Source organism: Nonomuraea sp. NPDC049750 (genome assembly GCF_040659625.1).
Taxonomy (GTDB): domain Bacteria; phylum Actinomycetota; class Actinomycetes; order Streptosporangiales; family Streptosporangiaceae; genus Nonomuraea.
In genome coordinates, this window is record NZ_JBFANB010000049.1 from 38,676 (window position 1) to 64,184 (window position 25,509).

Sequence of the window (25,509 nt, forward strand, 5' to 3'; positions counted from 1 at the left end):
GCCGGTTACCGCTCGCCCTCAATCAGGACCGCCATACGCGCGGGATGGTCGGCGCGCACCGCCACGTCGGCGGCCCGCAGCGGTTCGGCCTCCCGCTCGTAGCGCGCGTAGGCGGGCAGCCGCCACCGCTCGTCCGCCCCGGTCATCCGCCCCAGCGCCCCCTCGGACAGCCACAGATGCGCACTCACCTCGAACGGCAGCCCGCGGCCCAGCAGCAGCGTCCCGTCGAGCAGCAGCACAGCCCCCTGAGGCAGGGTTTGGTACGGCAGGCGGTACGCGCGATCGGCTCGGCTGTCCCAGAGCGCCGGCAGCACCTTGCCGGTCCCCTGAGCTCCCAGCGGCCCGAGCACCTCCCGGGTCAACCCCCCGGTGTCGAGCCAGTCGTCATAGAAGGCGTCGGGGTCCGTCCGGCCATACTCGAGCCTGAGAGACGCGGGCCGCAGGAAATCGGCGGCGGACACCCGCAACACGGCCCTGCCCCGCGCTCTGAGCGGCGCGACCAGCTCGTCCGCCAGCCGTTCGGGATGGGCGGGCGGCGCTCCGTCGACGGCGACCCGCGCGTAGGAGTCGCGCGGCAGGCCCGCGATCCGCTCGGCCAGCTCCTCGACCAGGGCCTCTCGGGAGATCGCTCGCGCACGCATCAACCCGAGCCTACGCGCTCACTCCGCGACTCAACCCACCCCTGAGCGCTCGTCCCGCAACTCAACCCAAGCCCAAGCGCTCGTCCCGTGACCGCTCAGCCGGCGCCGGGACCGCTGGGGCGTTTCCGGGGTCACTCGGGCGGTTGCGGGACTGCTCAGGTGGGCCTGGGACCGCCCAGGCGGTGGCTGGGGCCGCTCAGGCGGTGCCGCGTGACCATGGGGAGCCTTCAGGCGGTGCCGCGTGGCCACGTGGGCCCGTCGTCCTGCCTGGCGTGCCGCCCTCGGCGCACGCAATCGGGGCACACAGGTTCCCGTCGCGACCGAGCCAGGGCTTCCGGCGTGGGCTCACGCTGGGTACCGGCGGGAGCTGAGGTGTCGAGGTCGACCAGGAACATCGTGACGCGTTCCGGGTCGTAGCCGAAGGTGCGCTTGCAGCCGTAGCACCGGCCTATCGTCGTGATCCCTTTGTCCGCCATGCGGCCTCCCTATCGGGCACGCCCGGTACCGAGATCAAGAGCGTAACCGAGCTTGGCTCACGAAGTGCGATAACAGCCGAAACCACCACAAGATCCTCTGGCGCAGATCGCGTACGCGGGAGGCCTGACGCGCCCACTCGCCTGATGGCTACGTTGCTTTGCATGGGCGACAGAACAAGATCACTGACCTTGACGGACGTAACCACGACATTAGACATGGCCCTCGACGCGCTCGGAGCCGCGGACAGCAACCTGGCGTATCGCGTGTGCGGCACAAGCGCCGCACTCCTGCAAGGCGTCCCACTCCGTGCCGGGGACATCGACATCCTGCTCGGCAGCCGAGAAGACGTAGAAACGTTCGCCGCGGCACTCTCCTCGTTCCCCTGCCTATATGCCGCCTCATGGCTCCCCGAATCTTCGCAATACTTCACCAGGTTCGCGGTGAATGGCGTCGAAGTGGAGCTCAGCACCGTCGAGCGGCAAGTCGATTCGGACGGTTGGGAATGTGCGGGCAGCGGCCCATGGCAGCATTACGTCCTGGTCACCTGCGGCTCTCACCAGGTGCCGGTAGTCCGGCTGGAACTCCGGTTGGTCACGGAGCTCCTACGAGACCGGGCCGATCGATACGACCCGCTCCTCGACCACATGGGCGCGCACGGGTTCGATTCCGCTCTGTTGCAACGGTCGATGAACGCCCACCAGATTCCCGCTCGTCACCGGCGTCAAGTCCAAGACCGTCTCGCGGGGTCTTCCCGCGGCACCCCGTCCCTGCCCCCTGCCTGACGCTTCCCGTCTGCCTGGACGTGGCGCCCGGTCGCAGGAGCGCGACCGGGCCATCGCGCAAGTGCCCGAGACCGAGCCGAGGAAGCGATCGGCCGCACAATGGCCAAAACAGAACGAAGATCACAAAGGCCAGGCTCCCCGTACGGGATGACCTGGCCTTTCGTCGTGAGAGCGGACGACGGGAATCGAACCCGCGTAGCTAGTTTGGAAGACTAGGGCTCTACCATTGAGCTACGTCCGCGCGAACCGGTCGAAGTCTGGTCTAGACTTCATCCGGTCGTCAGGGCGTAAGCGTACCGGAGTCACGGAGCGCGTGCGTACCCGGCGAGACGGGGCGTGGCGCAGCTTGGCAGCGCGCTTGCTTTGGGAGCAAGAAGTCGCAGGTTCAAATCCTGTCGCCCCGACCACTCTGAAGGCCCCTTCCATGATCGGAAGGGGCCTTCAGAGTGACTACGGCTCCACGCCGCACCGCGAAGACGCGATCCATGGCTCCGGCACCGGCCTGGAGGACGGGTCGGATCTGCTTGCAGTAGACGGCCTCGGCCACGGCCGTGCTGTTATGGACGACGAGGCGGGAGATCTCCTCAAGCTGGGTGCCGTTGTCCGAGAGCAGCGAGATGAAGCTGTGGCGCAGTTCGCGTTGTGTCCACTCGGCGGGGAAGGCACAGCGTAACAAGCCTCGGACCTGCCAACCCTGACCGTTGCTCGACCACGAAAACCAGAACATCGCCGCACCTCACAGCCATGGTCCGGGTTTGGGGCCCTTCGTGGTCTAACGCCTGGTTATGAGGAATCGGGTATGGACTCCGTTCATCCATGCCTCGTCCAGCTCTCGCCCGGTGATCCGCCCCACAAGAGCCAACGCTGACGTGATGCAGGTGGCCAGCGGTGGACTGTAGCCGTTGACGGCGAACTCCAGGAGATCCATCCACTCCGGTCGCATATCTTCGTAGTCGTCTTCGGGAATGTCTCCCTCCAGTCGCGCCTCCTCCCAGGCGGAGTACTCCATCCATCCCGCGGGTAGGTCCGGGTCGTTCTCCCAGGATGAGTCCTGGGCGTCGAACTGCAGCCCTTCCGCGTACAAGTCGAGCGCGTGGGGGTCGGAACCTCGGCGCCGGCCCGGCCGGGTCACGCTGAACGCCGTGGCATAGTTGCCGTCGATCGCATAGACGAGATCTCCGACAGCGTTCACGTTCCAGCTCACGAGAAGGGCTCGGCGGTTGCCCGCCGATAGGGCCGGCAAGACGTCGAGGGACTCAACGCCTCTCTGGAGGATCTGCGTCCAGTTGTCATTGAGGCGACCGACCCAGGCGACTCCCACTCCGCTGCCGATATTCACGCCTTTGAGCAGGTCCGCCCACCGGCACTTTTCTTTCGCCGCAGTATCGGCGCTTATGCGCCTGGCGACCTCTGTGGTCTCTAGGCCTTCCACCCACATCCCGGTGAACGACTCCCCCATGCCGTACTTGTATGCCAGGTGCCACAGCCGCTCCGAGCGCCTCATCCCGTCCTCCTGGTCACGGCGCGCGGGCGCCGCCACTGCGGCGGCGCCCGCACTGTCTGTCACTGAATGGCAACCCAGAACTGGTTGCTGGACAAGACACGATATCTCGCGTAGAAGATGCCGAGGTCATTTCCAGCGCTCGTGTTCTGGCTACCTAGAACGCTGTACACGGAGAAATTGTTCTTGCCGTAGTCGGGATGGTCGAACCCGGCTCCTTGCTTCGTGGACGCGAACGGGAATTCATCGCATTGTTCCCACCTCGATTCGTCCATCTCTCCAGTCTTCTTCCGCGGACGGTCGTCGAAGAACTCATCGCAAACGGTGTCCTTCGCCGCGACATTCTGCCTATACCTCTGCGTGTTGGTGTAGATACGTTCTAGGGCTTTTCCTTCCGGGGTGGAGTGGCTGGCGTTCCAGTTTCCTGGGATGTGCTTGGGGCCATCGGTTTTAAACGGCACGGTGTCTTGCGGCCTGGTGAATGCCGTGTTGATATGCCTGGCCACGGCGCCGTTATTGAAATTAGAGGTCGACATGCGATAAACGCGGCTGGAACCGTAGAAAACGCAACCACCATGGTAATTTCCGGCCACAGATCCCATCGGGATGTTGTCGCAGCGTGCCCTCGGCGCACTGTCCCGCAGCTTTTGATTTCCCGTGGTCAGCCAGGTGCCTTCGCCCCATCCCGCGACCACTTGCTGGTCGTGATTTCCTGGCATCAGCGGGTTGTTGTAGATGAACCAGGGCATGATGGTGCAACGGCTTGGGCTTCCGTTCTGTGAATGGAAGATGAAGACATCGTCTCCGTCATCTATCCATTTTTTCATTCTCGCGGTACGCGTGAGCCCGCCGTTGTCGCCGGAGGAGTAGATGGTCGAACACGCTGTTGATCCACCGGTGACCTCAAGCTCGAGCTTGAGTGTGTTGTCGAGTTCCTCAGGGTCGGTGTTGTCCAGGCCGAGAAGGGCGTCAAAGAAGTCGTCATCCTCGGTCCAGAAATTGTTTACCCTGGTCCACACCTTGATGTCGCGGGGTCCTCTGCCGCTCCCGGCCCCGCCTATGACCGCGGTCCCGGTGCTGTCGCCGAGGTAGGTGTGCATGACTACCGTCATATCGAAGTTAAGGAATTCGTCGACATTCTCCACTGAGACCTTGCAGTTACATGACTTTTGATACTTCTCGGTCTTCTCGTGGATGACGAACAGCATATGTCGGCTCCAGCAGCCGCCATACGGCGCGAGCTTGTCCCATCCCCTGCCGGTGTTCCAGGTGCCGCTCTCCCCGACCCGGGCGTCACGTTCGGCCTCACACTGTTCGAGCGTCATGTGCTCATAGTTGAAGTCAGCTGCGGCTTGGGCCGTGGGAACATGGGCTTCGGCTTTCGCGCTCTTGGCGCTTGTGTCGGTGGATTGCGGATTCACCAGCTCGCCTACCTGTTCAGCGGTCAGCGCCTGCTGGTAGGCGCGAGTGTCGTCGAGATCGCCGCGCATGCTGGCGCCCAGGCTCAGCGCCGAGCCACTGCGCCAGGCGGAGAAGCTGATCGGGGTTGTCTTGATGAGCTGGCCGTTGAGATACAACGAAGCCGTCTTGGTAGTGGCGTCGTAGGCGCCCACGAGGTGGAACCATTCGTTGAGTGGCGGTTTGACGTCGGAGAGCGCGCCCTCGCTCGTCGCATCCGGGCTGTCAGCGCTGGTCAACGTGAAGACCAGCCCATGGTCAGAGGTGTTGCCGAGGCGGAAGGGGGCCTGGTGGGTGCCCTTCTGTTCGAGGACGCTGTAGTCGCCATCCTTGTCGGCCCACCGTAGCCACGCGGCGACGGTGAAGCTCTGGTCGGTGTGAATCACCGAGCCATCCGTGGTCGCGAGTGGTTCCTCGCCTGGCTCGACTAGGTCAACCGTGGCCGTCTGCCAGTCCGACCAGGCGGAGGTGGACGCCGCCGCCACGGCGCGAGCACGCCAGCGTATCTTCCACCCGTTGGCGAGCTTCCCGTCAGGGAGGGTGATGCTCGCCTGGGTGCCAGTAGCGACGTTGTCGACGCCGCCGGTCCAGATTTGGCCGCTGCCCTGCTCGGTCGTCGCGGGGTCATGCTCAAACTCGAATTCGGCCCGGATGGGTTGCCCGGCCGGGTTCGTCACGATGGCCTTCACCGTCGGGGTCAGACTGGTGACCAGGGTCTTGCCGTCAACCACGGCAGACGGCTCGAGTCCCAGCCCACCAACGGTCGGCTTGGGCAGACTGACATCCAACTGTCGCCAGTCCGACCAGGCTGATGCTGCCGTGGCCGAGACAGCGCGGGCGCGCCAGCGGATTTTCCACCCGTCGGTCAGTTTGCCGCTGGGAATGGCGAGGCTGGCCTGGCTCCCGGAAGCGACGTTGTCCACGCCGCCCGTCCAGATTTGACCAGTGCCTTGTCCGGTGGCGGCCGGGTCATGCTCGACTTCGAACTCGGCCCGCAGCATGCCCTCAGCCGCGTCAGTGACCTGCCCCAGCAGGCTCGGGGTAAGTGTGCTCGTAACGATCTTACCGTCGACTACCTGGGACGGATTGACCTGCAGTGCCGTCACCGCCGGCTGGGAGACCGGGTCGGGAACGTCGATCGTCAGGCTTTGCCACTCCGACCACGGCGAGCTGACCGTGGTGCCCGTATTAACAGCGCGGGCACGCCAGCGGATTTTCCACCCGTCGGTCAGTTTGCCGCTGGGAATGGCGAGGCTGGCCTGGCTCCCGGAAGCGACGTTGTCCACGCCGCCCGTCCAGATTTGACCAGTGCCTTGTCCGGTGGCGGCCGGGTCATGCTCGACTTCGAACTCGGCCCGCACCGGCTGCGCGGCCGGGTCGGTCACGGTGGTGTGCAAGGCAGGCGTCAGACTGCTGGCGACCATCTGACCGTCAACTACCTGCGACGGCGTGGTTTGGAACAGGCCGACGGTTGGGTTCGGCACGTCCACCGTCGCGATCTGCCAGCCTGACCATGCCGAGGTAGTCCCGGCAGCTGCATTGGCAGCACGGACCCGCCAGCGGATCTTCCAACCATCGGCAAGCTTTCCCGTCGGGAGGGCCACCATGGCCTGGCTGCCAGAGGCGGCCGCGGCCGAGGTGCCGGTCCAAATCTGGCCAGCGCCTTGCCCGGACGCGGAAGGATCATGCTCCACCTCGAACTGGCCGGTCAGCGCGCCCGCGGTGGTGTCAGCGACGGTGGCGGCCAACTGCGGGGTGAGCGAACTGGTCACCGTGGCGCCATTGACATTCTGAGCCGGGGTGATGGCCGGTCCGCTGACGGTCGGCGCGGATGCCGGGCCAGAACTGGTGATGGTCAGCTTCGGCGGAACGTTGAAGTCGGTGTCTTCGGAGGCGGTGAACACCCGGTAGTTGTTGACGTTGTTCTCGCCGGGCGATTTCAGCACCAGGCCGTGGTTGGCGACTCCGGCGGCCCAGTCCTGGGCGATGCCGGTGACATTCCACTCCATCGAGTCCGGCCAGGTCGCGCACTCCTGGTTGACGCCCTTGGTGTTGGTCGAGGCGTCCTCGGTGGTAAGCGTGGGCTTGTTGACCCAGTGCACGTTGTCCGGATCCCAGGCGCTAGTCAGGCGGGCGACCTGGATGCCCGTGCTGACCGTGGCACCACAGCTGGGGGCCTCGATAGTGTTCATCGACAGCTTGGCGTCGGTGACCGTCGAGCCGGGCAGGGTCGCTGTGTCGAACTTCAGGTGCACCCGGTACTTGTAGCCGCCAGCCCGCGTGCCGACCTGCAGGTACTGGCCGGTCGGGTCGGCGGGGAAGTCTGCGTCGCTGTCGGAGTTCACCTCGATGTCGGTGTTGAATGGCAGCGTCGTTGTCGGATCCACCCGCACGGGGTAGGTGGTGGCAGGGTCGGACAGGAATCGGTAGTCTGGCTTGAGCACGAGTTCTGTCCGGCCGTCCTTGGTGACGACCTCAGTGGTGACCTTGGCGTGTTTGGCTAGCGGGAGACGGCCCTCGGCGCTGCCGTCCCACATGAGCGGTTGCGGGGCCGAAGCAAGAAGCTTGTTGTCCTTTCCTTTCAGTAGTAGCCGTCCGCCCTTGCCCTCGGTCAGGGTCAGACCATCGTCTTCGACGCCGATCCGCAGTTCCAGCGGCTTGGCGGGCCGCTGGCGCAGCAGCACATCATGCCGGAACCCGGTCGGCAAGACGGCGACCACCAGGTCAGCACCTACACCGGCGGCATCAGTGTAGGTGGCAACGCTCCCCTTGATGGTCGGCTTGGGCAGCGGCGTCGGCCAGCGCAGCGCGTAGGACTTCCCATCGGCTGTCATTTTGACAAACGCATCCGTGCCACCGGCAGATAGCTCAACCGCCACACCATCGGCGATCACTTTCGGTGTCAATCTGCCGTCCTGGGCCGTCAGCGTGGTGTCGATGGGTACCCATGCGCCGCCGCGCCTGGTCCGTACCGGACCTGCCGTGATCTCCGTCTTGAACGATCCGTCCGGCATCGCGTACGTGACGCTGGTGGCGGACGTCGCGTCGGTGACTTCGATGGCCTTTCCTTGGCGTGCGGCCTTCTTCGAGGCGGTGTCGAGCGCCTGGGTGGGGGCGTTCGAAATGGCGTTTCCGCTCCTCCCGGCTATCCAGGACGCTGTCTTGTTCAGCGTCGCCGTGTGGCCGTTACCTGAGGAGTCGGAGGTGGACGTACCCATTCCCTCCTCGAACGTCCAGCTCGCCGCCAGGCCGCCGATGGAGAAGGACCACGGGTAGTCGTCCATTCGATTGGAGGAGGCGTCCCTCGCGTCGCGAACCTCGGCCTTATACGCTGCGCCGACCTTCAGGTGCTGCTCGGGGGCGAACGTCAGCGTCTTGCCGGTGGCCTCCATCTCGGCCGTGCCCGGCACCGAAGAGCCGGTCGGGTCCTCAACCGAGATCACTGCGCCGGTGACGGGCTCGTCGAACGTGGCCGTCACCTTGGTGGAGGCGGGCGCATCGGTCGTTCCCTCAACCGGGGTGACGCTGGTCACCCGGGGCGCCCTCTCGTCCCCCAACGGATCCGGCTGGCTCCAGTCCTCGCCCTCCAGCGGCTGGAGTTGCTCGGGCCCGACTAGGTATGGACTGCCGCGCTCGGTCTCCAGTTGGACGGCCTCGTCATCGGTGAGCGCGGGGAGATCCGGCACATTGGGGTAATAGCCCTGAGCCAGCGATAGCGCCTCTTGAGGAGAAGGAGCGGACCTCCGCGCGGGACCGCTTTCCGACCAGTACAGGAGCGTCCGCGTAGTCACTGGGGGCGTGAAGTCCACCGTGAGCTGTGGACCGTGCGCGGGGTAGCCGTCGGTCTGTTCCTTCGACCGGTACCTGCGCCAGTTGGTCAGGTCGGACTCGCTTCCCGCAGTGAGCTGGAAACCGTAGTTGGGCTCTCCCCCCGCCCACGCCTGCACGATGTCGTCCACTGAGTGGATGAGATCGTTGGCGTAGTTCATGGAGCCGGTGCAGTCGGTGCTGTAGGCGCCGTACTCCGTGTCGGCCCCTTCTGTGGTAACCGGAGGCTGGTTGCTCCACGTGAGCGTTGAGACGTCCCAACGTGAGGTGACGCGGTAGGCAGTGATTCCCGATCCGACGTACAGGCCGCAGTCGTTGGACAGGTAGTTCCACAGGACTAGGTCGGCGTTGTCGACCGTCCCGCCCCGCAGTGGGGAGTCCTCCGGGATCTCGGCGAAGCGGATATAGCCGCGCCAGCGGACGGTGCCAGAATTGGACTTCCCGACAAGGAGGCGGTCCAGGCCGCTGTTGGCGTAGCCGTCTGGATAGTCCTTGTTGTTGACGAAGGTGTCGTTCCCGAGTTCCGGCTCCCACCAGTCGCTGTCGAGTGCGGCCAGCGTCACCGGGTAGGCGACGGTGGTGTCGGCGAGGAACGCGTTGTCTGGGGCGTAGACCAGGGTCTCATTGTCCGCTTCCACACTGACGGTCGCCTTACCAACCCTTCCGGCGTCGACCGCGCCGTTCGGGTCTGCAGCCACGGCGTCCAGCAGCAGGGCGGAAGGCAGTGCCGTCTTGGTCTTGCCGTCCTCGGCGAGCAGCACCGGTTGGCCAGAGGCGTCACTGGTAAGGGTCTTACCCTTCGGCGGCGTCGCCCGGACTCGGAAGCTGACCGGTCCCGTGACTCGCTTGCGAAGGACGATCTTCTGCCGAAAACCATTAGGAGTGGCGGTGACCACGAGATCGATACCGTCGCCGTATAACGAAGGGTAGGTAGCGCTGCTGCCATCGAGTGTAGGCACAGGCAGCTTCTTCGGCGCAGAGATCTCCGCTGTGCCCTGGGCATCCTTGCTTTTCGCCACGAGTGTGTCGTTGCCCGCTGACAGGGTCAGGTCACCCTTGACAGTTTTGGGCTTGATGGCACCGTTCTTCTCGACCAGCGTGGTGTCGATCGGCGTGAAACCGTCTCCACTGGACTTCTTTACCCGGATGGGCTGCGTGTGCATCTCCATACGCAGGGTTTTACCATCGGGGTTGGCGAACAGCGTCGTCGTCTCGGTATCGCGCTCCGGGATCTCGACGCGCTTGCCGGACTTGCTGGCCTTCTTCTTGGCAGCTTCGATGATCTCGTCGACGGTCGGGGTGGCGTCGCCCTTGGAAGCAGCAGTTTCGGTCTTGGCCGGGTTGCGTGCGGGTGTCGGCTCGTCGGCCCACGCGGGGGAGGAGGTGAGGCTGACGACCATAGCGGTCGCGATGCCGGCGGTCACCGCCCGTGCGAGGGGTCCTCGCACCTGCTTCCCATTCGATAGATGGGCTAAGCCACTTCTCGCTAAGTCTTGCGTCACGCTAAGTCTTGCGTCACTAGGTGCGCTCTCCTGCCTGTAGGCATGTGTGTGTTCCGCATTGGACAGCGCGGAACACCCGAATAGCTGACATTTAGGACAGAAGATAGCAGTAAAGGATCTATAAAAAAAGATCAACTTAACCAAGATCGTCATCGTCTCCAGGCGAGCCGCCGAACGATGCGTCGGCCATCGGTATCCCTCGGCATCATCCCTCGCAAGGTTCGTCGTCCGACGTCACCGACGGGGAATCGGTGACCGTAGAGCTGGTCTCCGGCTACCTGACGATCACCGACCCCACCGAGATCGCAAAGTATCTGCGGGCGTGGGATCGACTGCACACCCTGGCCGTAGTTGGCGAGCGAGCACGAAGCCACTAGAAGCCATGCCGAACGGGGCAAATCTCGGCAACTTCATTGAGCCTGGTATAGGGCCATACCTACGGTCGGCGCGGTGGCAGCGGCGGTGCATGACCAAGCGGCTGTGTTAGGCATGCGCGTGCTCAGCGGTGGACCTGGACACGGGCCGGATCTCGTGGCTCCTGTCGTCCGAGGAAGGCGACCACGCGCGTCGGCTGCACCAACGCGCCGCCGACGTGAAAGGCGTGCATCCCCGAGGCGATCGCCTACCGCGGCCGACTGTCCGGAATCCGCGAGGCACCTCACCCCCCCTGCGGCGGACACGAACACCGGACCGTGCTCCGACCATGAGTCTCCTTGCTAACTGATCCATGCGGCCCGCAGCTCCAGCAGGACGTTCACGTATCTTGCGGGCAGCGTGAGGGTCCTCGTGGGGCTCCGGGCTTCGTGTCCCCTCTGGCGCGTACTGAGCGCGGCACAGCCGCGCACGGAGGCATCGGAGGGGCAGCGCTGACGTATTCCCGATCGTCGAGCAGGCGGTGGCCGCCCAGCGCGGGTGTCCCGGCTGGGCGCCTTCGCCGCCGGCTACGGGATGGAGTGGCCGCTGTCTCCCGGCGGGGTGTCGTCGTCGGCACCCTCATCGGTGGCGGGGTGTTCGCTGCGCCGCCTGCGTCCGTGGTAATCCGACTCGGGGTCGCTCTCGGCCGGGGCGAAGGGGTCGAACGGGGAGGCCTCCGGGAGGTTGACGACGCTATTGCTTGGTTCGGAGTTGAAGAGCGACTCCAGGGGGCCGGGGGGATTGAGGGGCTCGAAGGGCGGAGTCCAGGCGGCGGTCTCCTGAGGGTCCGTGCCGGAGCCGAGTCTGGGCGAACTGGTCTCGGGTCGCGGGTCCTCCTGTCCGTAGGGTGCGCCGGGTAGAACATTTTCCTGTTGGTCGGAGGCGGCGGCCTCGATGGCTTCCAGGAGTTGCCGCCTCCACTGGTCGCCCTCGTCGGGCTCGGCGGTGCTGTGGTCAGGGTCGGACGTGAATGGGATGGGTTCCGCGTATCCGGCGGTGGCCAAGCGGGTCCCGCGGCGGGCCTTGGCCACGAGCACTGCGAGCACAGCCAGCAGGGCCGCCACGACCACCACGGCCGAGGTGATCATCGTTGGAGTCGACAAGCTCGGCAGTGGGTTGGTGATCGCGGCGTTGAGGTGTGTGGGGAGGGCTGTTTGAGCCATGGTGCTGGACGTCGTCGGCGTGGCAGCGGTGTCCTCCGCAACGGCGAGCTCGGTTGTGGAGGGTGTGGTTGGTGCGGGCGAGGACGAAGTGGTGGTCGTCGCATCGGTGGAGGTGGCGGTCGGCTCGGCTTCGGAGGTGGCCGCGGCTGATGGCGAGGCGGACGTCGTGGCGGTACTCGTGGACGAGGGCGAGTCGGATGTTGTGGCGGTGGGGGTGGCTGATGACGAATCGAACGCGGTGGGGGTGGATGACGGTGAGTCAGACGGCGTAGGGGTGGCAGTGGGGGAGGACGAGTCCGACGCAGTGGGGGTGGGCGTGGGGGAAGGCGTGTCGGATGTCGAGGTGGCTGTGGGTGCGTCGGAGGTTGGCTGAGGGGCGGCGGTCGTGGGTGTGTCGGAGGACGGCGCCGGTGCGGTCGCGGATGGCGGCGTGTCCGAGGCCCGGGTTGGTTCAGGCGCAGGACGGGTCGCTGTCGGTGACAAATCGACGCCCTCCTGGTGGGAGCCGTTTCGGCTGGTGCCGTCTTGGTCGGGGCTCGTTGGCCCGGTCGGCTTCTCCTGAGTGCCCTGGTGGTTCTCATGAGAGTCCTGGCGGCCTTCGGTGTCCGAAGGCGGCAGCTGAGAGGGCCGGCCCGCCGATTGGCTCGCGTGGTCATCGGCTGCCTGTGGAGCGGTCGGGGCAGTTTGGTGCGTCATGGAAGTGTGGGACCTCCGGGACGAGGCCGGATTTACCCATACAGATCCTGACAAGAGTTATGACTATGGACTGCTGTGGCTAAACCGGAAGCTTGTGGTAGGGCGAGAGTACCTTGCCGTTTCCGCAGGTCAAGTGCCTCTAAAGAGGCGGCGGGGGACTCTGTCGAGAGTGAAAGACCAGGTCAAGGCGATGTCGGAAAAGTCATATAAGGGGAGCTATGTGTAGAAAGATCTACCAATTTTGGTGACCGGCACTCGTCAGCACCAATCCGTGTAGACGCCTGGTAGTCGGCCGCCTCCGCCCTGGGAGCCGGGATGGCCACGAATATTGGAGGCGCGGCCAGAAATCCCTGCCGCGGCTGTCATCCGGTTCAGGCCCCCAGAGAGTAATGACCGGTGATGGATGGATTCGCGGAGTATGTGACAGCCCGGTCGGGTCGGCTGCGCCGTATCGCCTACGTGCTCACGGGCGACTGGAGCACAGCCGATGACCTGGTGCAGACCACGCTGGCCAGGGCATGGCAGGCGTGGCGCCGCATCAAGGGCGATCCCGACCCGTACGTCTACCGCATCCTGACCAACACGCACGCCTCCTGGTGGCGCAGACGATGGCGCGGCGAGGTGCCCACCGAGTCGCTCCCCGACGCGACCGCCCGCGGCGACTTCGCCCGCGAGCTCGGTGAGAAGGACGCGCTCTGGACGGCGATCAGAGGGCTGTCGGACCGTCAGCGGGCGGTCATCGTCCTGCACTACTTCGAGGACCTGACGCTGCCGCAGTGCGCCGACGTGCTCGGCTGCTCTCTGGGCACGGTGAAGACCCAGCTCGGGCGGGCGCTGACGCGGCTGCGGGTGCATCCGACGATCCAGCTGATGGAGGTGGAGCAATGAACCATACCGAAGACGACCTGCGCGAGCTGCTCGCCGAGCGTACGACGTACGGACCCGGAGGGGACATGGACGTGGCCGAGATCGTACGGAGAGGCAGGCGCGGCCGGTTCGCCCGGTGGAGCGTGGGCGCGGTGCTGGCGGGGGCCGCCGCGACCGCCGTGGTGTGGGTGCTGCCGGGGGCGGTGACGCCCCCGGCGCCCGCACCGGCGGCCCAGTTCGTCACGTCGGCCGGCCCGTCGAGCGCGGCCTCCGCGCTACCGGCGCGCGTGCCCGATCCGCCGGCCACTCTGGACGGCCTGACCAGGGTCGCGGCTGTGATGAACTCGATGTCCGCGACCGGACATGACCTCCAGATCAAGCCGACCAGCCACGCCACCACCGTGGCCGTCATCTGTGCGAACCCGCGGTCGTGGGTGGTCACGGCCGTCAGGGGCAGCCGCGCGGGGCAGGTCAGCCGGTGCCAGGGCGGCACGGCCCGGCACACCTACAACCGGCGGTCGCTCCCCTCCGGATGGTTGAACGGGAGCCAGTCCATCCGCGTATGGGTCTTCCCTCCCACCGAGCTCATCGGGCAGGCGTCACTGGACGGTTGCGCCGTGCCCGACAAGCGGAAGGGGACCTGCAACGGCAGGTACGCGGCCCAGGAGCTGATCAGGTACGACGTCGCCCTGGAATTGGCCGCCGACCTGGGAGCCAGGCCCGGAACGTGGTCCGCCGGGGTCTACGACAAGAGCTGAGGGAAATGACGCTTACCAGGAGTTCTATATCGCCATAAAGCATGACGTACTACCGTGGCGCGGTGCATTCGATCATTTCCCTCTTACTCACCGCGGCGGTAGCCGTGCCGGGCGCTCCCGACAAGGGGCTCTCGGAGCCGGTGGCGGACCCGGTCTACCCCGCCTACGGCAACCCCGCGATCGACGTTCTCCACTACGGGCTGAAGCTGGACTGGAAGCCGTCCAAGCGCCTGCTCACCGGTACGGCCCGGCTCACCGTCAGAGCCGTCAAGAAGCTGGACAAGATCTCGCTCGACTTCGGCCGCGCGTTGCGCGTGGACGGGGTGACGGTCGCCGGGAAGACGGTCAAGGCCCGGCACCCGGGCGACCGCCTGGTCATTCCACTGGGTTCGCCGGTGGCGGCGGGCAAGCGGGTCGAGGTGTCCGTCCGCTATCACGGGGTTCCCAAGCCTGTACGCACGGGGCAGTACCGATCGGACACGAGCAAGCTCGGCTTGCGCTCGGCCGCCGACGGGTCGGCATGGGCGCTGCAGGAGCCGTACGGGGCCTTCACCTGGTTCCCCGTGAACGACCACCCGTCCGACGAAGCTCGCTACGACGTGGCGGTCACAGTGCCGCGCGGGTGGGCCGCGGTGGCGCACGGACGCTTCGAAGGCCGTAAGGGGAACACCTACCTCTGGCGGTCGACCGAGTCGGTGGCCAGTTACGTCACGCTGCTCGCCGTCGACCGCTACCAGCGCTTCGACGCCAAGGGGCCGCGCGGGATCCCGATCACGTACTGGCTGCGCCGGGGTGACCGGAAGGAGTACCTCCCCGTCGTACGGCAGACGCCGGCGATCCTGCGCTGGCTGGAGAAGCGGCTGGGTCCCTACCCCTTCAACAGCGCGGGTGTGGTCGTCACCAGCGACTCTGGGATGGAGACCCAGCAGATGGTGACGCTGGCCCCCGAATTCCTCACCGCCAACGTGGTGGCGCACGAGATGGCGCACCAGTGGTTCGGCGACGCGGTCACGCCTCGGACCTGGCGAGACGTCTGGCTGAACGAGGGCTTCGCGATGTACTTCGAGTGGGCGTGGTACGCCGAGCACGGCGGCTCGAAGCTGGAGAGCTACCTCAAAGACGCTCGGGCGCTCGACGGGAGGCTGCGCAACCAGTTCGGGCCGCCCGGGCATTACCAGGCGAGCGCGTTCGGGGCGAGCAACGTGTACTACGGTCCCGCGGTGATGCTGCACGAGATCCGCAAGCGGCTCGGGGACGAGCGGTTCTTCGCGACCCTGCGTGCCTGGGTGCAGGAGCACAAGGGGACCACGCAGGACCGGGCATCGTTCGTGAGGTGGCTGAACGAGCGGACGGGCGACGACTTCACCGCCCTGGTCGACGACTGGCTCGACTCGCCGACCACGCCGACCGCCCAGTAATAGGAACTACCCCATGAGCCGCCGCACCCGTACGTGCACGTGCGGGTGCGTGGCCATCAGGGAGCCCTTCTTCGTACGGCAGGCCACCAGCCCCAACGCCGGCACCCCGCGCCGCAGGTCGGTCAGCGGGATGCCGTCCTCCGCGTGCACCTTGAGCAGCGCCGAGGCGAGCAGTCCCGGCTGGCCGAGCAGGTCGGCGGCGGCGCGGTCGGCGGCCAGCTCCCTGGAGCGGCTGAGCCAGCGCAGCGGCAGGTGCGCGAGGTAACTGGCCAGCCCCGCGGCGGCCCCGCCCGTCAGGATCGCCAGCCCGACGAACAGCCCGAAGGGGAACTCCTCGAAGAACAGCCCCGGAGCCTCCACCGCGGCTCGCCCTGTGCCCTTGGCGAACGCCGCCAGCGCGATCGCGAACGAGCTCGCCAGCGTCATCACCGCCACGTCCCGGTGCTGGATGTGCGCGATCTCGTGGGCGAGCACCGCCGTCAGCTCGTCGGCCTCCAGGCGGGCGCGCAGCCCTTCGGTGACGATGATCGTCGCGCTGCGCCGCGAGCGGCCGACCGTGTAGGCGTTCGGGGCGGGAGAGGGGCTGATCGCCAGCCGCGGCTTGGCCACGTCGCTCAGCGCGCAGAGCCGATCGAGTACGGCATGCAGTTCGGGCTCCTGCTCGGCCGTGACGTACCGGGCCCGGGTCATCCGCCGCGCCAGTACCTCGGTGTACCACCACTGCACGAGCAGGATGAGGGCCGCCCCGAGGGCGACGTACAGGACCGGAATCCCGATCAGGACCAGACCGGCCAGAACGGCGGAGTAGATGGCCGCGAGCAGGGCCATGGGGATGAGCATGCGCACCTTGGAACCTCCAGCCGACGACGTTGGGCCGGAAGGTCTCCCTCGCCACACAGGGCCCACCTGACCGGGCCGCGCGGGCCGTCATGACGATCAGGCGTGTTCGGAGGTACTCCCCTTCACTCCAAGAAAGAGTAATAAATCAGGAGTCGGTACGGAAGAGGGCCCACACGGCTTTGCCGCCCCGAGCCAGCGGGTCCCAGCCCCAGCATTGGCTGTAGGTCTCGACTATATAAAGGCCGCGCCCGTTCTCGGAGATGAAGTCGGGCTCCTTGGGCGTGGGGATCTTGTCGCTCGGGTCGGCCACGGCCAGCAGCACGTGGGGGGCGACCCGCATCAGCAGCAGCTGGATCTCCCGCCGGCCACGCGCGTACATCGCGTACCTGACCGCGTTCGTCACCAACTCGGAGACGACCAGCGCGGCGTCATCGCCCAGCTCCGGCAGGCCCCAGCCGCGTAACGTGGAACGGGTCACGTCCCTGGCGGTCTTCACGGAGTCGGCCTGGAAGGGCAGCGGACACGAGGTCGTGTACGGCTTGCCCGAGCTCAACAGGCTGTCGAACCCCACTTCACGGGTGATCTGCAGGCAATCGGCAGTGGCCAAAGGGTCCTCCACCATCCCGCCGATACCTCCCGATTGTTCCTGGGTTCGTGCATGTTTGGCCCAATATGCACTAGGCCATCATGGATCACGATCCCCGGCCGCTGCAAGACCCAAATGCACGTGCATGTGCAATGTGCAGCAGCATGAGCGGCTACGGGTAGGGGTATCCGAATCGGACACCAGGTTGAGACCTTGTCATACCCGGCAATGTGGTGTCACTGTGTGTGCGGACCTTGATAGGAGGCAGAGTGACGCAGAACCAGCCGGGTTCCGGCCCTACGGCGCTGCGCATCCTCCTGGGCTCCCAGCTGCGCAGGCTCAGGGAGGGGAAGGGCGTCACCCGCGAGGAGGCAGGCCACCTCATCAGGGGCTCCGAATCCAAGATCAGCCGCATGGAGCTGGGACGCGTCGGCTTCAAGGAGCGCGACGTGGCTGATTTGCTGACCCTTTACGGGGTGGTGGACACCCAGGCGCGCGCAGCCGTACTCGACCTGGTGGCCACGGCGAACGAGCCCGGATGGTGGCACCGGTTCAACGACATCCTGCCCACGTGGTTCCAGGCCTACGTCGGCCTCGAAGAGGCCGCGGCCAGGATCAGGACCTACGAGGTCCAGTTCGTTCCGGGGTTGTTACAGACCAAGGAATACGCCCGGGCGGTCGTCACGGCCGGCTCGGCCGGCATCGGCGCCGAGGAGATCGCCCGCAGGGTGGACCTCCGCCTCGAACGCCAGCGCATGTTCGACCGGCCCGACGGCCCGGTCTTCTGGGCGGTCATCGACGAGGCCGCGCTGCGCCGCCCCATCGGCGGCGCCGAGGTGATGCGAGCCCAGCTCGAGCACCTCATCGATCTGATGCGCCAGCCCAACATCACCATCCAGGTCATGCCGTTCAGCTTCGGGGGCCACAGCGCCGAGGGCGGCGCGTTCAGCGTCCTGCGCTTCCCCGACCACGACCTGCCGGACGTGGTGTACGTCGAGCAACTCGCCAGCGCCCTCTACCTGGACAAACGCGAGGACGTCGACCGCTACACCGAGGTGATGGAGCGGCTCTGCGCCGTCAGCACGACGCCGGACGAGACCATCGAGCTCCTGCGGGTGATCGCCGAGGAGTTCTGAGGGTCGTCACGTCGTTGTTGGGTACGCATCTACCCTAGACTGGCGAACGGCGCTTGGATCCCGCCAAGGCGGAGCATGCCCAGCGCCGCTCATGTGGGCGCGGCGCGTGAGCCGTACCAAATCTGGACGCGCCCGCGATCACTCGAAGCTTGATCAAGGAGACCACCCCGTGAAGACCGCTGTCGAGGAGCTCAGCCCGACCAGGGTGAAGCTCACTGTCGAGGTGCCGTTCGAAGAGCTGCGCCCGAGCCTGGATGCGGCGTACAAGAAGGTCGCGCAGCAGGTGCGCGTCCCCGGGTTCCGCCCTGGCAAGGTTCCGGCCCGCATCATCGAGCAGCGCTTCGGCCGCGCGGTGGTGCTGGAGGAGACTCTCAACGACGCGGTGCCCAAGCTGTACGGTCAGGCCGTCGACGAGGTCGACCTCTTCCCGGTCAGCCAGCCCGACATCGAGATCACCAAGATCGAGGATGGCGAGCAGGTCGAGTTCACCGCCGAAGTCGACGTCCGGCCCGCCTTCGAGGTCCCCGAATACGCGGGCATCGAGGTCACGGTCGACTCCGCCGAGGTCGCCGACGCGGACATCGACGGCCAGCTCGACGCGCTGCGCCAGCGCTTCGCCACGCTGACCGGCGTCGAGCGCGCGGCCGCCGCCGGCGACTTCGTCGTCATGGACCTGCGTGCCGAGATCGACGGTGCCAACATCGAGGAGCAGCAGGCCAACGAGGTCTCCTACGAGGTCGGCGCCGGCTCCGTGCTGCAGGGTCTCGACGACGCCCTCGCGGGCATGTCCGCGGGCGACGAGAAGACCTTCAAGACCGAGCTGGTCGGTGGTGAGAACGCCGGTGAGGAAGCCGACGTCATCATCAACGTCAAGACGGTCAAGGAGAAGGTCCTGCCCGAGCTCGACGACGAGTTCGCCCAGCTGGCCAGCGAGTTCGACACGCTCGCCGAGCTGAAGGACAGCATCCGCGAGCAGGCCCGCCGCAACAAGCTGGTCGACCAGGTCGTCCAGGCCCGCGAGAAGGCCCTCGACTCGCTGCTCGACAAGATCGAGATGCCGATCCCCGACAGCGCGCTCAAGGCCGAGGTCGACGCCCGCAAGCACAACCTCGAGCACCAGATCGCCGAGAGCGGGCTCAGCCGCGATGCCTTCTTCCGCCTCTACCAGACGACCGAGGAGGAGCGCTTCGCCGAGTTCGACAGCAGCTCCGCCAAGGCCATCAAGGTCGGGTTCGTCCTCGACAAGATCGTCAAGAGCGAGGACCTGGGCGTCTCCGAGCAGGAGCTGACCAACTTCGTCGTCCGCCGCGCCATGGAGATGGGCGTCCAGCCCAACCAGCTGGCCCAGCACCTGGCCGACAACGACCAGCTGACGCTGGCGATGGTCGAGATCGTCCGTGACAAGGCCAAGTCCGTCATCGGCGACGCCGCCAAGGTGGTCGACACCGACGGCAACGAGGTCGACCTCAAGGCCATCTACACCGAGATCAACGGCGAGGAGCCCACCGAGGAGCCGGCCGACGAGCCGGCGGCCGAGGAGAAGGCCGACGCCTAGCCCCAGAAACGGCACCAAGCCCCCGATCCGGACGGTTCGGGGGCTTCGCGCTGCTCTGGGCGGCCTTACCTGCGCCGTCAGCGAACAGTAGGCGGACCGGGCATGAGCTGTGTGCCCCGCGCGTTAGGGTCACAAGCAAAGCCAATCGATTACGACGCATCGGAAGGTGACGCTGTGACCAGCCCGCCGACCTTCTATCAGCCTGAGTCGCGAGGCCGTGAGAACGGCTCGTCCTTCCGGCTTGAGGACCAGCTTTACCAGCGCCTGCTGCGCGAGCGCATCATCGTGCTGGGGCAGGAGGTCAACGACGAGATCGCCAACCGCATCTGTGCCGAGCTGTTGCTGCTCGCGGCCGACGATCCCGACCGTGACATCTGGCTCTACATCAACTCGCCTGGCGGGTCGGTGACCGCCGGCATGGCCATCTACGACATGATGGAATATGTGCCCAACGACGTGGCCACGGTCGCCATGGGGCTGGCCGCCTCCATGGGGCAGTTCCTGCTGTCGGCGGGCGCGAGAGGCAAGCGCTACGCGCTGCCCCACGCGCGCATCATGATGCACCAGCCGTCCGGTGGCATCGGCGGCACCGCCGCCGACATCGCCATCCAGGCGGAGCAGATGCTCTACGTGAAGAAGACCCTGGCCGAGCGGATCGCGCAGCACACGGGCCAGTCGCTCGACCAGATCGAGGCCGACTCCGATCGAGACCGCTGGTTCACGGCCGAAGAGGCCAAGGACTACGGCTTCATCGACAACGTCGTGCGCAGCGCGAGGCAGGTGCCCTCGCAAGGCGCCGTCTCCTAGGGGAGTTGAAGTGAACATCGAAAGCCGGTACGTTCTCCCCTCCTTCGTCGAACGCACGTCCTATGGCGTGAAGGAGATGAATCCGTACAACAAGCTCTTCGAGGACCGCATCATCTTCCTCGGAGTGCAGATCGACGACGCGTCGGCCAACGACGTGATGGCTCAGCTGCTGACGCTGGAGTCGCTCGATCCCGACCGTGACATCAGCATCTACATCAACTCGCCGGGTGGCTCCTTCACCGCCATGACGGCGATTTACGACACGATGCAGTTCGTCCGGCCGGAGATCCAGACCGTCTGCCTGGGGCAGGCCGCCTCCGCCGCGGCCGTGCTGCTGGCCGGCGGGACTCCCGGCAAGCGGTTCGCGCTTCCCAACGCCAGGGTGCTCATCCACCAGCCGTCCACCGAGGGCGGCGGCCAGGGAAGCGACATCGAGATCCAGGCCCGCGAGATCCTTCGCATGCGCTCCCTCCTGGAGGAGATCGTGGCGAAGCACTCCGGAAAGCGCCCTGCGGAAGTCCGAAAGGACATCGAACGCGACAAAATTCTCAACGCGGACGAGGCAAAGGCGTATGGTCTGATCGACGACATCATCCCGTCGCGGAAGAAACGAGCTCAGGCCGTCGCTTCCTGATGAGATGTGACGCACCGGAGCGCTGCCCAATAGGGCACGTTCCGGTGCGACTCGCCGCCAGGGGGCTCACTGAGGGCCCAGAAGACGGTAACGTCGAAACCTGAGCGGTTCGGACCCGGTCCGGAGGATACGGATCGCGGGAGCAGGGCGGTCCCACGCAAAGGAGTATCTGGGGTGGCACGCATCGGCGACGGGGGAGACCTGCTGAAGTGCTCTTTCTGCGGGAAGAGCCAGAAGCAAGTCAAGAAGCTCATTGCCGGTCCAGGCGTCTACATCTGCGATGAGTGCATCGATCTCTGCAACGAGATCATCGAAGAGGAGCTCTCGGAGTCCTCTGAGCTCAAGTGGGACAACCTGCCCAAGCCGAGGGAGATCTACGAGTTCCTCGACGCCTATGTCATCGGTCAGGACAAGGCGAAGAAGGCGCTCTCGGTGGCGGTCTACAACCACTACAAGCGGGTGCAGTCCGGCGACCGAGGTAGAGACGACGGTCTAGAGCTGGCCAAGAGCAACATCCTGCTGCTCGGCCCCACGGGCTCGGGCAAGACGCTGCTTGCGCAGACGCTGGCGAAGATGCTCAACGTGCCCTTCGCCATCGCCGACGCCACCGCGCTCACCGAGGCGGGCTACGTCGGCGAGGACGTCGAGAACATCCTGCTCAAGCTCATCCAGGCCGCCGACTACGACGTCAAGAAGGCCGAGACCGGCATCATCTACATCGACGAGGTCGACAAGATCGCTCGCAAGAGCGAGAACCCGTCGATCACTCGCGACGTCTCCGGTGAGGGCGTCCAGCAGGCGCTGCTCAAGATCCTGGAGGGCACGACCGCGAGCGTGCCGCCGCAGGGCGGGCGTAAGCACCCCCACCAGGAGTTCATCCAGATCGACACGACGAACGTGCTGTTCATCTGTGGCGGCGCCTTCGCCGGTCTGGAAAAGATCATCGAGTCGCGCATCGGCAAGAAGGGCATCGGCTTCAACGCCATCATCCGGTCGAAGGAAGAAGTCGACATGGCCGACATCTTCTCCGACGTGATGCCGGAGGACCTGTTGAAGTTCGGCATGATCCCCGAGTTCGTCGGCCGTCTGCCGGTCATCACCTCGGTGCACAACCTCGACCGCGAGGCGCTCATCCAGATCCTCACCGAGCCGCGCAACGCGCTGGTCAAGCAATACCGCAAGCTGCTCGAGCTCGACGGCGTGGAGCTGGAGTTCACCGACGGCGCGCTCGAGGCCATCGCCGACCAGGCGATCCTGCGCGGCACCGGCGCGCGCGGCCTGCGTGCCATCCTCGAAGAGGTGCTCCAGTCGGTGATGTACGAGGTGCCGTCGCGCCAGGACGTCGCCCGGGTGGTCATCACCCGCGAGTCGGTGCTCGAACACGCCATCCCGACGCTCGTACCCCGCGACCAGCTCGCCGCGAAACAGCAGCGCACGCCGCGGGAAAAGTCCGCCTGATCCTTCCCTTACGGCAAGCGCCCCGCGGAGACGAACTCCCTGGGGCGTTTCGCTTTCCACCACCTCCCTAGAATTGGTCACTGTGACAACGCCAGAGCTGCCCACCCAGTACACCCCGGCCGACGTCGAGACCCGGAGCTACGAGCGCTGGGTATCCGAAGGCTATTTCCACGCAGACCCGGGCAGCCCGCGCGAGCCGTACAGCATCGTCCTCCCCCCGCCCAACGTGACCGGCGTCCTGCACATCGGGCACGCGCTCGACCACTCCATCCAGGACGCGCTCACCCGCCGGGCCCGCATGCAGGGCCGCGAGACGCTGTGGCTGCCCGGCATGGACCACGCGGGCATCGCCACCCAGAACGTCGTCGAGCGCGAGCTGGCCAAGGAGGGCCTGTCGCGCCACGACCTTGGGCGTGAGGCGTTCGTGGAGCGCGTCTGGCAGTGGAAGGAGGAGTCCGGCGGCCGGATCCTCGGCCAGATGCGCAAGCTCGGCGACGGCGTCGACTGGGAGCGCGAGCGCTTCACCATGGACACCGGCCTCTCGCGGGCCGTCCAGACCATCTTCAAGCGGCTCTTCGACGACGGCCTGATCTACCGGGCTGAACGCATCATCAACTGGTGCCCCCGCTGCCTCACCGCGCTGTCCGACATCGAGGTCGAACACAGCGAGGACGACGGCGAACTCGTCTCCATCCGCTACTCCGACGAGATCGTGGTGGCGACCACCCGCGCGGAGACCATGCTCGGCGACACCGCCGTGGCCGTGCACCCCTCCGACGAGCGCTACGCCCACCTGGTCGGCACGCTCGTCGAGGTGCCGTTCACCGGCCGGCAGATCCCCGTGGTCGCCGACGAGCACGTCGATCCGGCCTTCGGCACCGGCGCGGTCAAGGTGACGCCGGCCCACGACCCCAACGACTTCGAGATCGGCCGTCGGCATTCGCTGCCGTCGCTGACCATCATGGACGAGCGCGGCGTGATCACCGCGCACGGACCGTTCGAGGGGCTCGACCGGTTCGAGGCACGACCCGCCGTGGTCGCCGCGCTGCGCGCCGAGGGCCGGATCGTCGCCGAGAAGCGCCCCTACGTCCACTCGGTCGGCCACTGCTCGCGCTGCAAGACGGTGGTCGAGCCGAGACTGTCGCTGCAGTGGTTCGTCAACGTCTCGCCGCTGGCCAAGGCCGCCGGCGACGCGGTGCGCGACGGCCGCACCCGCATCCACCCGCCCGAGCTGGCCAAGCGCTACTTCGACTGGGTCGACGACATGCACGACTGGTGCATCTCGCGCCAGCTGTGGTGGGGGCATCGCATCCCGGTCTGGTACGGCCCGGCCGGCGAGGTCGTGTGCGTTGGCCCCGACCAGGATCCGCCCGCCGGCTACGTCCAGGACGCCGACGTGCTCGACACCTGGTTCTCCTCGGGCCTGTGGCCGTTCTCCACGCTCGGCTGGCCGGACGCGACACCGGAGCTCGCGCGCTTCTACCCGACCTCCGTGCTGGTCACCGGCTACGACATCCTGTTCTTCTGGGTCGCGCGCATGATGATGTTCGGCCTGTACGCCATGGACGGCGAGCCGCCTTTCCGCACGGTCGCGCTGCACGGCATGGTCCGCGACCAATACGGCAAGAAGATGTCCAAGTCGTTCGGCAACGTGGTCGACCCGCTCGACTGGATCGAGCGCTTCGGCGCCGACGCCACGCGCTTCACGCTGCTGCGCGGCGCCAACCCCGGGGCCGACGTCGCGGTGAGCGAGGAGTGGGCGGGCGGCTCGCGCAACTTCTGCAACAAGATCTGGAACGCCACCCGCTTCGCGCTGATGAACGGCGCGACTACCGGCCCCCTCGACGGCCTGGACCTGACGGCGGCCGACCGGTGGATCCTGTCGCGGCTCCAGAGCGTGATCTCCACGGCCGACGCGGCCTTCGAGGAGTTCGAGTTCGCCAAGGCGTCCGATCTGCTCTACCACTTCGCGTGGGACGAGGTCTGCGACTGGTACCTGGAGCTGGCCAAGATCCAGCTCGGTGAGGGGCTGGAGCACACGCGGCTGGTGCTGGGTCACGTGCTCGACACGCTGCTGCGGCTGATGCACCCGCTGGTGCCGTTCGTGACCGAGGAGCTGTGGCGAGCCGTCACGGGCGGCGAGTCCGTCGCCGTGGCAGCGTGGCCGCAGGTCGATGCCGCCCGGACCGATCCGGCGGCCGAGGCGGAGATCGTCGCCCTGCAGGAGCTGGTGACGGAGGTGCGCAGGTTCCGTTCGGATCAGGGGCTGAAGCCCGGCCAGAAGGTGGCCGCGCGGCTCGGACTGACCGGCACGGCTCTCGCGGGGCAGGAAGGGGCCATCCGCTCACTCCTGCGGCTCACTGAGCCGTCTGACGCCTTTTCCGCCACTGCCCGCTTCACCGTCGGCGGGGTGACCGTGGAGATCGACACTGCCGGCGCCATCGACGTGGCGGCCGAACGCAAGCGGCTGGAGAAGGATCTGGCGGTCGCGCGCAAGGAGGCGGCCCAGGTCGCCGCCAAGCTCGGCAACGAGCAGTTCATGGCCAAGGCGCCCGAGGACGTCGTCGCCAAGGTCAGGGGGCGTGCAGAGCAGTCGGCGGCCGACATCGTGCGGCTCGAGGCGCAGCTCGCCGGCTTGGGTGTTTGAGCGAGACACACCGGGGGAAGACCTATTCGTTACCGAAGTTGGGTCTTCCCCCGCACCAGGACTGCTAGAGTCTTCAACGCGGGGCAAGTTAGCCCGGCAAAACCCAGTGATCTCTCCCGAACTTCGGGCTGTGTCCGCGCGTGATTGGACATGAGTCAGAAGTTCAGGTAAGTTAGCAGGGTTGCCCGGAACGTACCGGATCGGCCGATTTGACAAGGATCGGGCGGATCTGATACACTTGGGAAGACGAAATGTGCGCCTCTCGCAGGTTGGGGAGTACGCGTCCGTTTCTTGAGAACTCAACAGTGTGTTAAAAGCCAGTGCATGATGCACAACCCCGT

General features: G+C 66.3%; 20 protein-coding genes and 2 tRNA genes. 13 read left to right on the forward strand and 9 right to left on the reverse strand.

What is annotated here, in order from left to right; all coding sequences use genetic code 11:
- Window positions 1-5: 5 nt before the first annotated feature.
- Both AB0J16_RS56045 and AB0J16_RS56050 read right to left on the reverse strand, forming a co-directional pair.
- Window positions 6-641 (reverse strand): uridine kinase, encoded by a 636-nt coding sequence (locus tag AB0J16_RS56045; RefSeq protein ID WP_358556461.1) that lies wholly within the window; start codon window positions 639-641, stop codon window positions 6-8.
- Window positions 642-868: 227 nt separating this feature from the next.
- Window positions 869-1,117: a hypothetical protein gene (locus AB0J16_RS56050; RefSeq protein WP_357953459.1), complete on the reverse strand. Its 249-nt coding sequence runs from the start codon at window positions 1,115-1,117 to the stop codon at window positions 869-871.
- A 162-nt stretch (window positions 1,118-1,279) separates the two neighbouring features.
- Between AB0J16_RS56050 and AB0J16_RS56055 the strand changes: the two genes are divergently transcribed.
- Entirely contained in the window at window positions 1,280-1,900 is a 621-nt protein-coding gene (locus AB0J16_RS56055; RefSeq protein ID WP_358556464.1) for a hypothetical protein, read from the forward strand.
- Between the two features lie 170 nt (window positions 1,901-2,070).
- Here AB0J16_RS56055 and AB0J16_RS56060 read toward each other — a convergent pair.
- Window positions 2,071-2,141 (reverse strand) — tRNA-Gly (locus AB0J16_RS56060).
- An 89-nt stretch (window positions 2,142-2,230) separates the two neighbouring features.
- Between AB0J16_RS56060 and AB0J16_RS56065 the strand changes: the two genes are divergently transcribed.
- Window positions 2,231-2,307, forward strand: a tRNA-Pro gene (locus tag AB0J16_RS56065).
- Here the strand turns inward: AB0J16_RS56065 and AB0J16_RS56070 are convergent.
- Genes AB0J16_RS56070 through AB0J16_RS56080 form a run of 3 tightly spaced genes read right to left on the reverse strand, consistent with a single transcriptional unit; the run spans window position 2,286 to window position 10,111 of the window.
- Window positions 2,286-2,627 (reverse strand): hypothetical protein, encoded by a 342-nt coding sequence (locus AB0J16_RS56070; protein ID WP_358556467.1) that lies wholly within the window; start codon window positions 2,625-2,627, stop codon window positions 2,286-2,288. The two genes, AB0J16_RS56065 and AB0J16_RS56070, sit on opposite strands and share 22 nt — an antisense overlap.
- A gap of 45 nt (window positions 2,628-2,672) precedes the next feature.
- The gene (locus AB0J16_RS56075) at window positions 2,673-3,404 is read right to left on the reverse strand and encodes a DUF6461 domain-containing protein (protein ID WP_358556470.1); all 732 of its coding nucleotides are present in this window, start codon (window positions 3,402-3,404) and stop codon (window positions 2,673-2,675) included.
- 59 nt (window positions 3,405-3,463) lie between these two features.
- Window positions 3,464-10,111 carry a DNRLRE domain-containing protein gene (locus tag AB0J16_RS56080; RefSeq protein WP_358556473.1) on the reverse strand — a complete coding sequence of 2,216 codons (6,648 nt, stop codon included), beginning with the start codon at window positions 10,109-10,111 and terminating at the stop codon, window positions 3,464-3,466.
- A 329-nt stretch (window positions 10,112-10,440) separates the two neighbouring features.
- Here AB0J16_RS56080 and AB0J16_RS56085 point away from each other — a divergent pair, with 329 nt between their 5' ends.
- On the forward strand, window positions 10,441-10,566 hold the full coding sequence (locus AB0J16_RS56085) for a hypothetical protein (RefSeq protein ID WP_358556476.1): 126 nt from the start codon (window positions 10,441-10,443) through the stop codon (window positions 10,564-10,566).
- Window positions 10,567-11,130: 564 nt separating this feature from the next.
- On the opposite strand, the gene AB0J16_RS56090 is transcribed toward AB0J16_RS56085, so the two are convergent.
- On the reverse strand, window positions 11,131-11,691 hold the full coding sequence (locus AB0J16_RS56090) for a hypothetical protein (RefSeq protein WP_358556479.1): 561 nt from the start codon (window positions 11,689-11,691) through the stop codon (window positions 11,131-11,133).
- A 73-nt stretch (window positions 11,692-11,764) separates the two neighbouring features.
- Here AB0J16_RS56090 and AB0J16_RS56095 point away from each other — a divergent pair, with 73 nt between their 5' ends.
- From AB0J16_RS56095 to AB0J16_RS56110, 4 genes are all read left to right on the forward strand, one after another.
- Window positions 11,765-12,139, forward strand: a complete 375-nt coding sequence (locus AB0J16_RS56095; protein ID WP_358556482.1) for a hypothetical protein — start codon at window positions 11,765-11,767, stop codon at window positions 12,137-12,139.
- A 722-nt stretch (window positions 12,140-12,861) separates the two neighbouring features.
- Window positions 12,862-13,350 carry a SigE family RNA polymerase sigma factor gene (locus tag AB0J16_RS56100; protein WP_358556485.1) on the forward strand — a complete coding sequence of 163 codons (489 nt, stop codon included), beginning with the start codon at window positions 12,862-12,864 and terminating at the stop codon, window positions 13,348-13,350.
- Window positions 13,347-14,087, forward strand: coding sequence for a hypothetical protein (locus AB0J16_RS56105; RefSeq protein WP_358556488.1), 741 nt, complete (start codon window positions 13,347-13,349; stop codon window positions 14,085-14,087). Before AB0J16_RS56100 ends, AB0J16_RS56105 begins: the two co-directional genes overlap by 4 nt.
- 62 nt (window positions 14,088-14,149) lie before the next feature.
- Window positions 14,150-15,505 (forward strand): M1 family metallopeptidase, encoded by a 1,356-nt coding sequence (locus AB0J16_RS56110; protein ID WP_358556491.1) that lies wholly within the window; start codon window positions 14,150-14,152, stop codon window positions 15,503-15,505.
- Between the two features lie 6 nt (window positions 15,506-15,511).
- Here the strand turns inward: AB0J16_RS56110 and AB0J16_RS56115 are convergent, their stop codons facing one another.
- Both AB0J16_RS56115 and AB0J16_RS56120 read right to left on the reverse strand, forming a co-directional pair.
- A complete protein-coding gene (locus AB0J16_RS56115; RefSeq protein WP_358556494.1) occupies window positions 15,512-16,345 on the reverse strand; it encodes a M48 family metalloprotease in 834 nt (277 codons plus the stop codon).
- Window positions 16,346-16,490: 145 nt separating this feature from the next.
- Window positions 16,491-16,952, reverse strand: a complete 462-nt coding sequence (locus AB0J16_RS56120) for an ATP-binding protein (RefSeq protein ID WP_357644731.1) — start codon at window positions 16,950-16,952, stop codon at window positions 16,491-16,493.
- A 248-nt stretch (window positions 16,953-17,200) separates the two neighbouring features.
- On the opposite strand from AB0J16_RS56120, the gene AB0J16_RS56125 reads away from it, so the two are divergent.
- From AB0J16_RS56125 to AB0J16_RS56150, 6 genes are all read left to right on the forward strand, one after another.
- The gene (locus tag AB0J16_RS56125; protein WP_225292604.1) at window positions 17,201-18,067 is read left to right on the forward strand and encodes a helix-turn-helix transcriptional regulator; all 867 of its coding nucleotides are present in this window, start codon (window positions 17,201-17,203) and stop codon (window positions 18,065-18,067) included.
- Window positions 18,068-18,236: 169 nt separating this feature from the next.
- Entirely contained in the window at window positions 18,237-19,622 is a 1,386-nt protein-coding gene (tig, locus tag AB0J16_RS56130; protein WP_358556497.1) for a trigger factor, read from the forward strand.
- 174 nt (window positions 19,623-19,796) lie between these two features.
- Window positions 19,797-20,429, forward strand: a complete 633-nt coding sequence (locus tag AB0J16_RS56135) for an ATP-dependent Clp protease proteolytic subunit (RefSeq protein WP_358556500.1) — start codon at window positions 19,797-19,799, stop codon at window positions 20,427-20,429.
- Window positions 20,430-20,439: 10 nt separating this feature from the next.
- Window positions 20,440-21,063 (forward strand): ATP-dependent Clp protease proteolytic subunit, encoded by a 624-nt coding sequence (locus tag AB0J16_RS56140; RefSeq protein ID WP_214637437.1) that lies wholly within the window; start codon window positions 20,440-20,442, stop codon window positions 21,061-21,063.
- Window positions 21,064-21,237: 174 nt separating this feature from the next.
- Window positions 21,238-22,521, forward strand: a complete 1,284-nt coding sequence (gene clpX, locus AB0J16_RS56145) for an ATP-dependent Clp protease ATP-binding subunit ClpX (protein WP_225292608.1) — start codon at window positions 21,238-21,240, stop codon at window positions 22,519-22,521.
- An 82-nt stretch (window positions 22,522-22,603) separates the two neighbouring features.
- A complete protein-coding gene (locus AB0J16_RS56150) occupies window positions 22,604-25,168 on the forward strand; it encodes a valine--tRNA ligase (protein ID WP_358556503.1) in 2,565 nt (854 codons plus the stop codon).
- Window positions 25,169-25,509 lie beyond the last annotated feature (341 nt).

Coding starts and splice junctions, on each gene's coding strand:
- AB0J16_RS56050 (WP_357953459.1), bottom strand. CDS start 1,117: ATGGCGGACAAAGGGATCACGACGATAGGCCGGTGCTACGGCTGCAAG.
- AB0J16_RS56070 (WP_358556467.1), bottom strand. CDS start 2,627: ATGTTCTGGTTTTCGTGGTCGAGCAACGGTCAGGGTTGGCAGGTCCGA.
- AB0J16_RS56045 (WP_358556461.1), bottom strand. CDS start 641: ATGCGTGCGCGAGCGATCTCCCGAGAGGCCCTGGTCGAGGAGCTGGCC.
- AB0J16_RS56090 (WP_358556479.1), bottom strand. CDS start 11,691: ATGATCACCTCGGCCGTGGTGGTCGTGGCGGCCCTGCTGGCTGTGCTC.
- AB0J16_RS56115 (WP_358556494.1), bottom strand. CDS start 16,345: ATGCTCATCCCCATGGCCCTGCTCGCGGCCATCTACTCCGCCGTTCTG.
- AB0J16_RS56105 (WP_358556488.1), top strand. CDS start 13,347: ATGAACCATACCGAAGACGACCTGCGCGAGCTGCTCGCCGAGCGTACG.
- AB0J16_RS56075 (WP_358556470.1), bottom strand. CDS start 3,404: ATGAGGCGCTCGGAGCGGCTGTGGCACCTGGCATACAAGTACGGCATG.
- AB0J16_RS56055 (WP_358556464.1), top strand. CDS start 1,280: ATGGGCGACAGAACAAGATCACTGACCTTGACGGACGTAACCACGACA.
- AB0J16_RS56100 (WP_358556485.1), top strand. CDS start 12,862: ATGGATGGATTCGCGGAGTATGTGACAGCCCGGTCGGGTCGGCTGCGC.
- AB0J16_RS56095 (WP_358556482.1), top strand. CDS start 11,765: ATGGTGCTGGACGTCGTCGGCGTGGCAGCGGTGTCCTCCGCAACGGCG.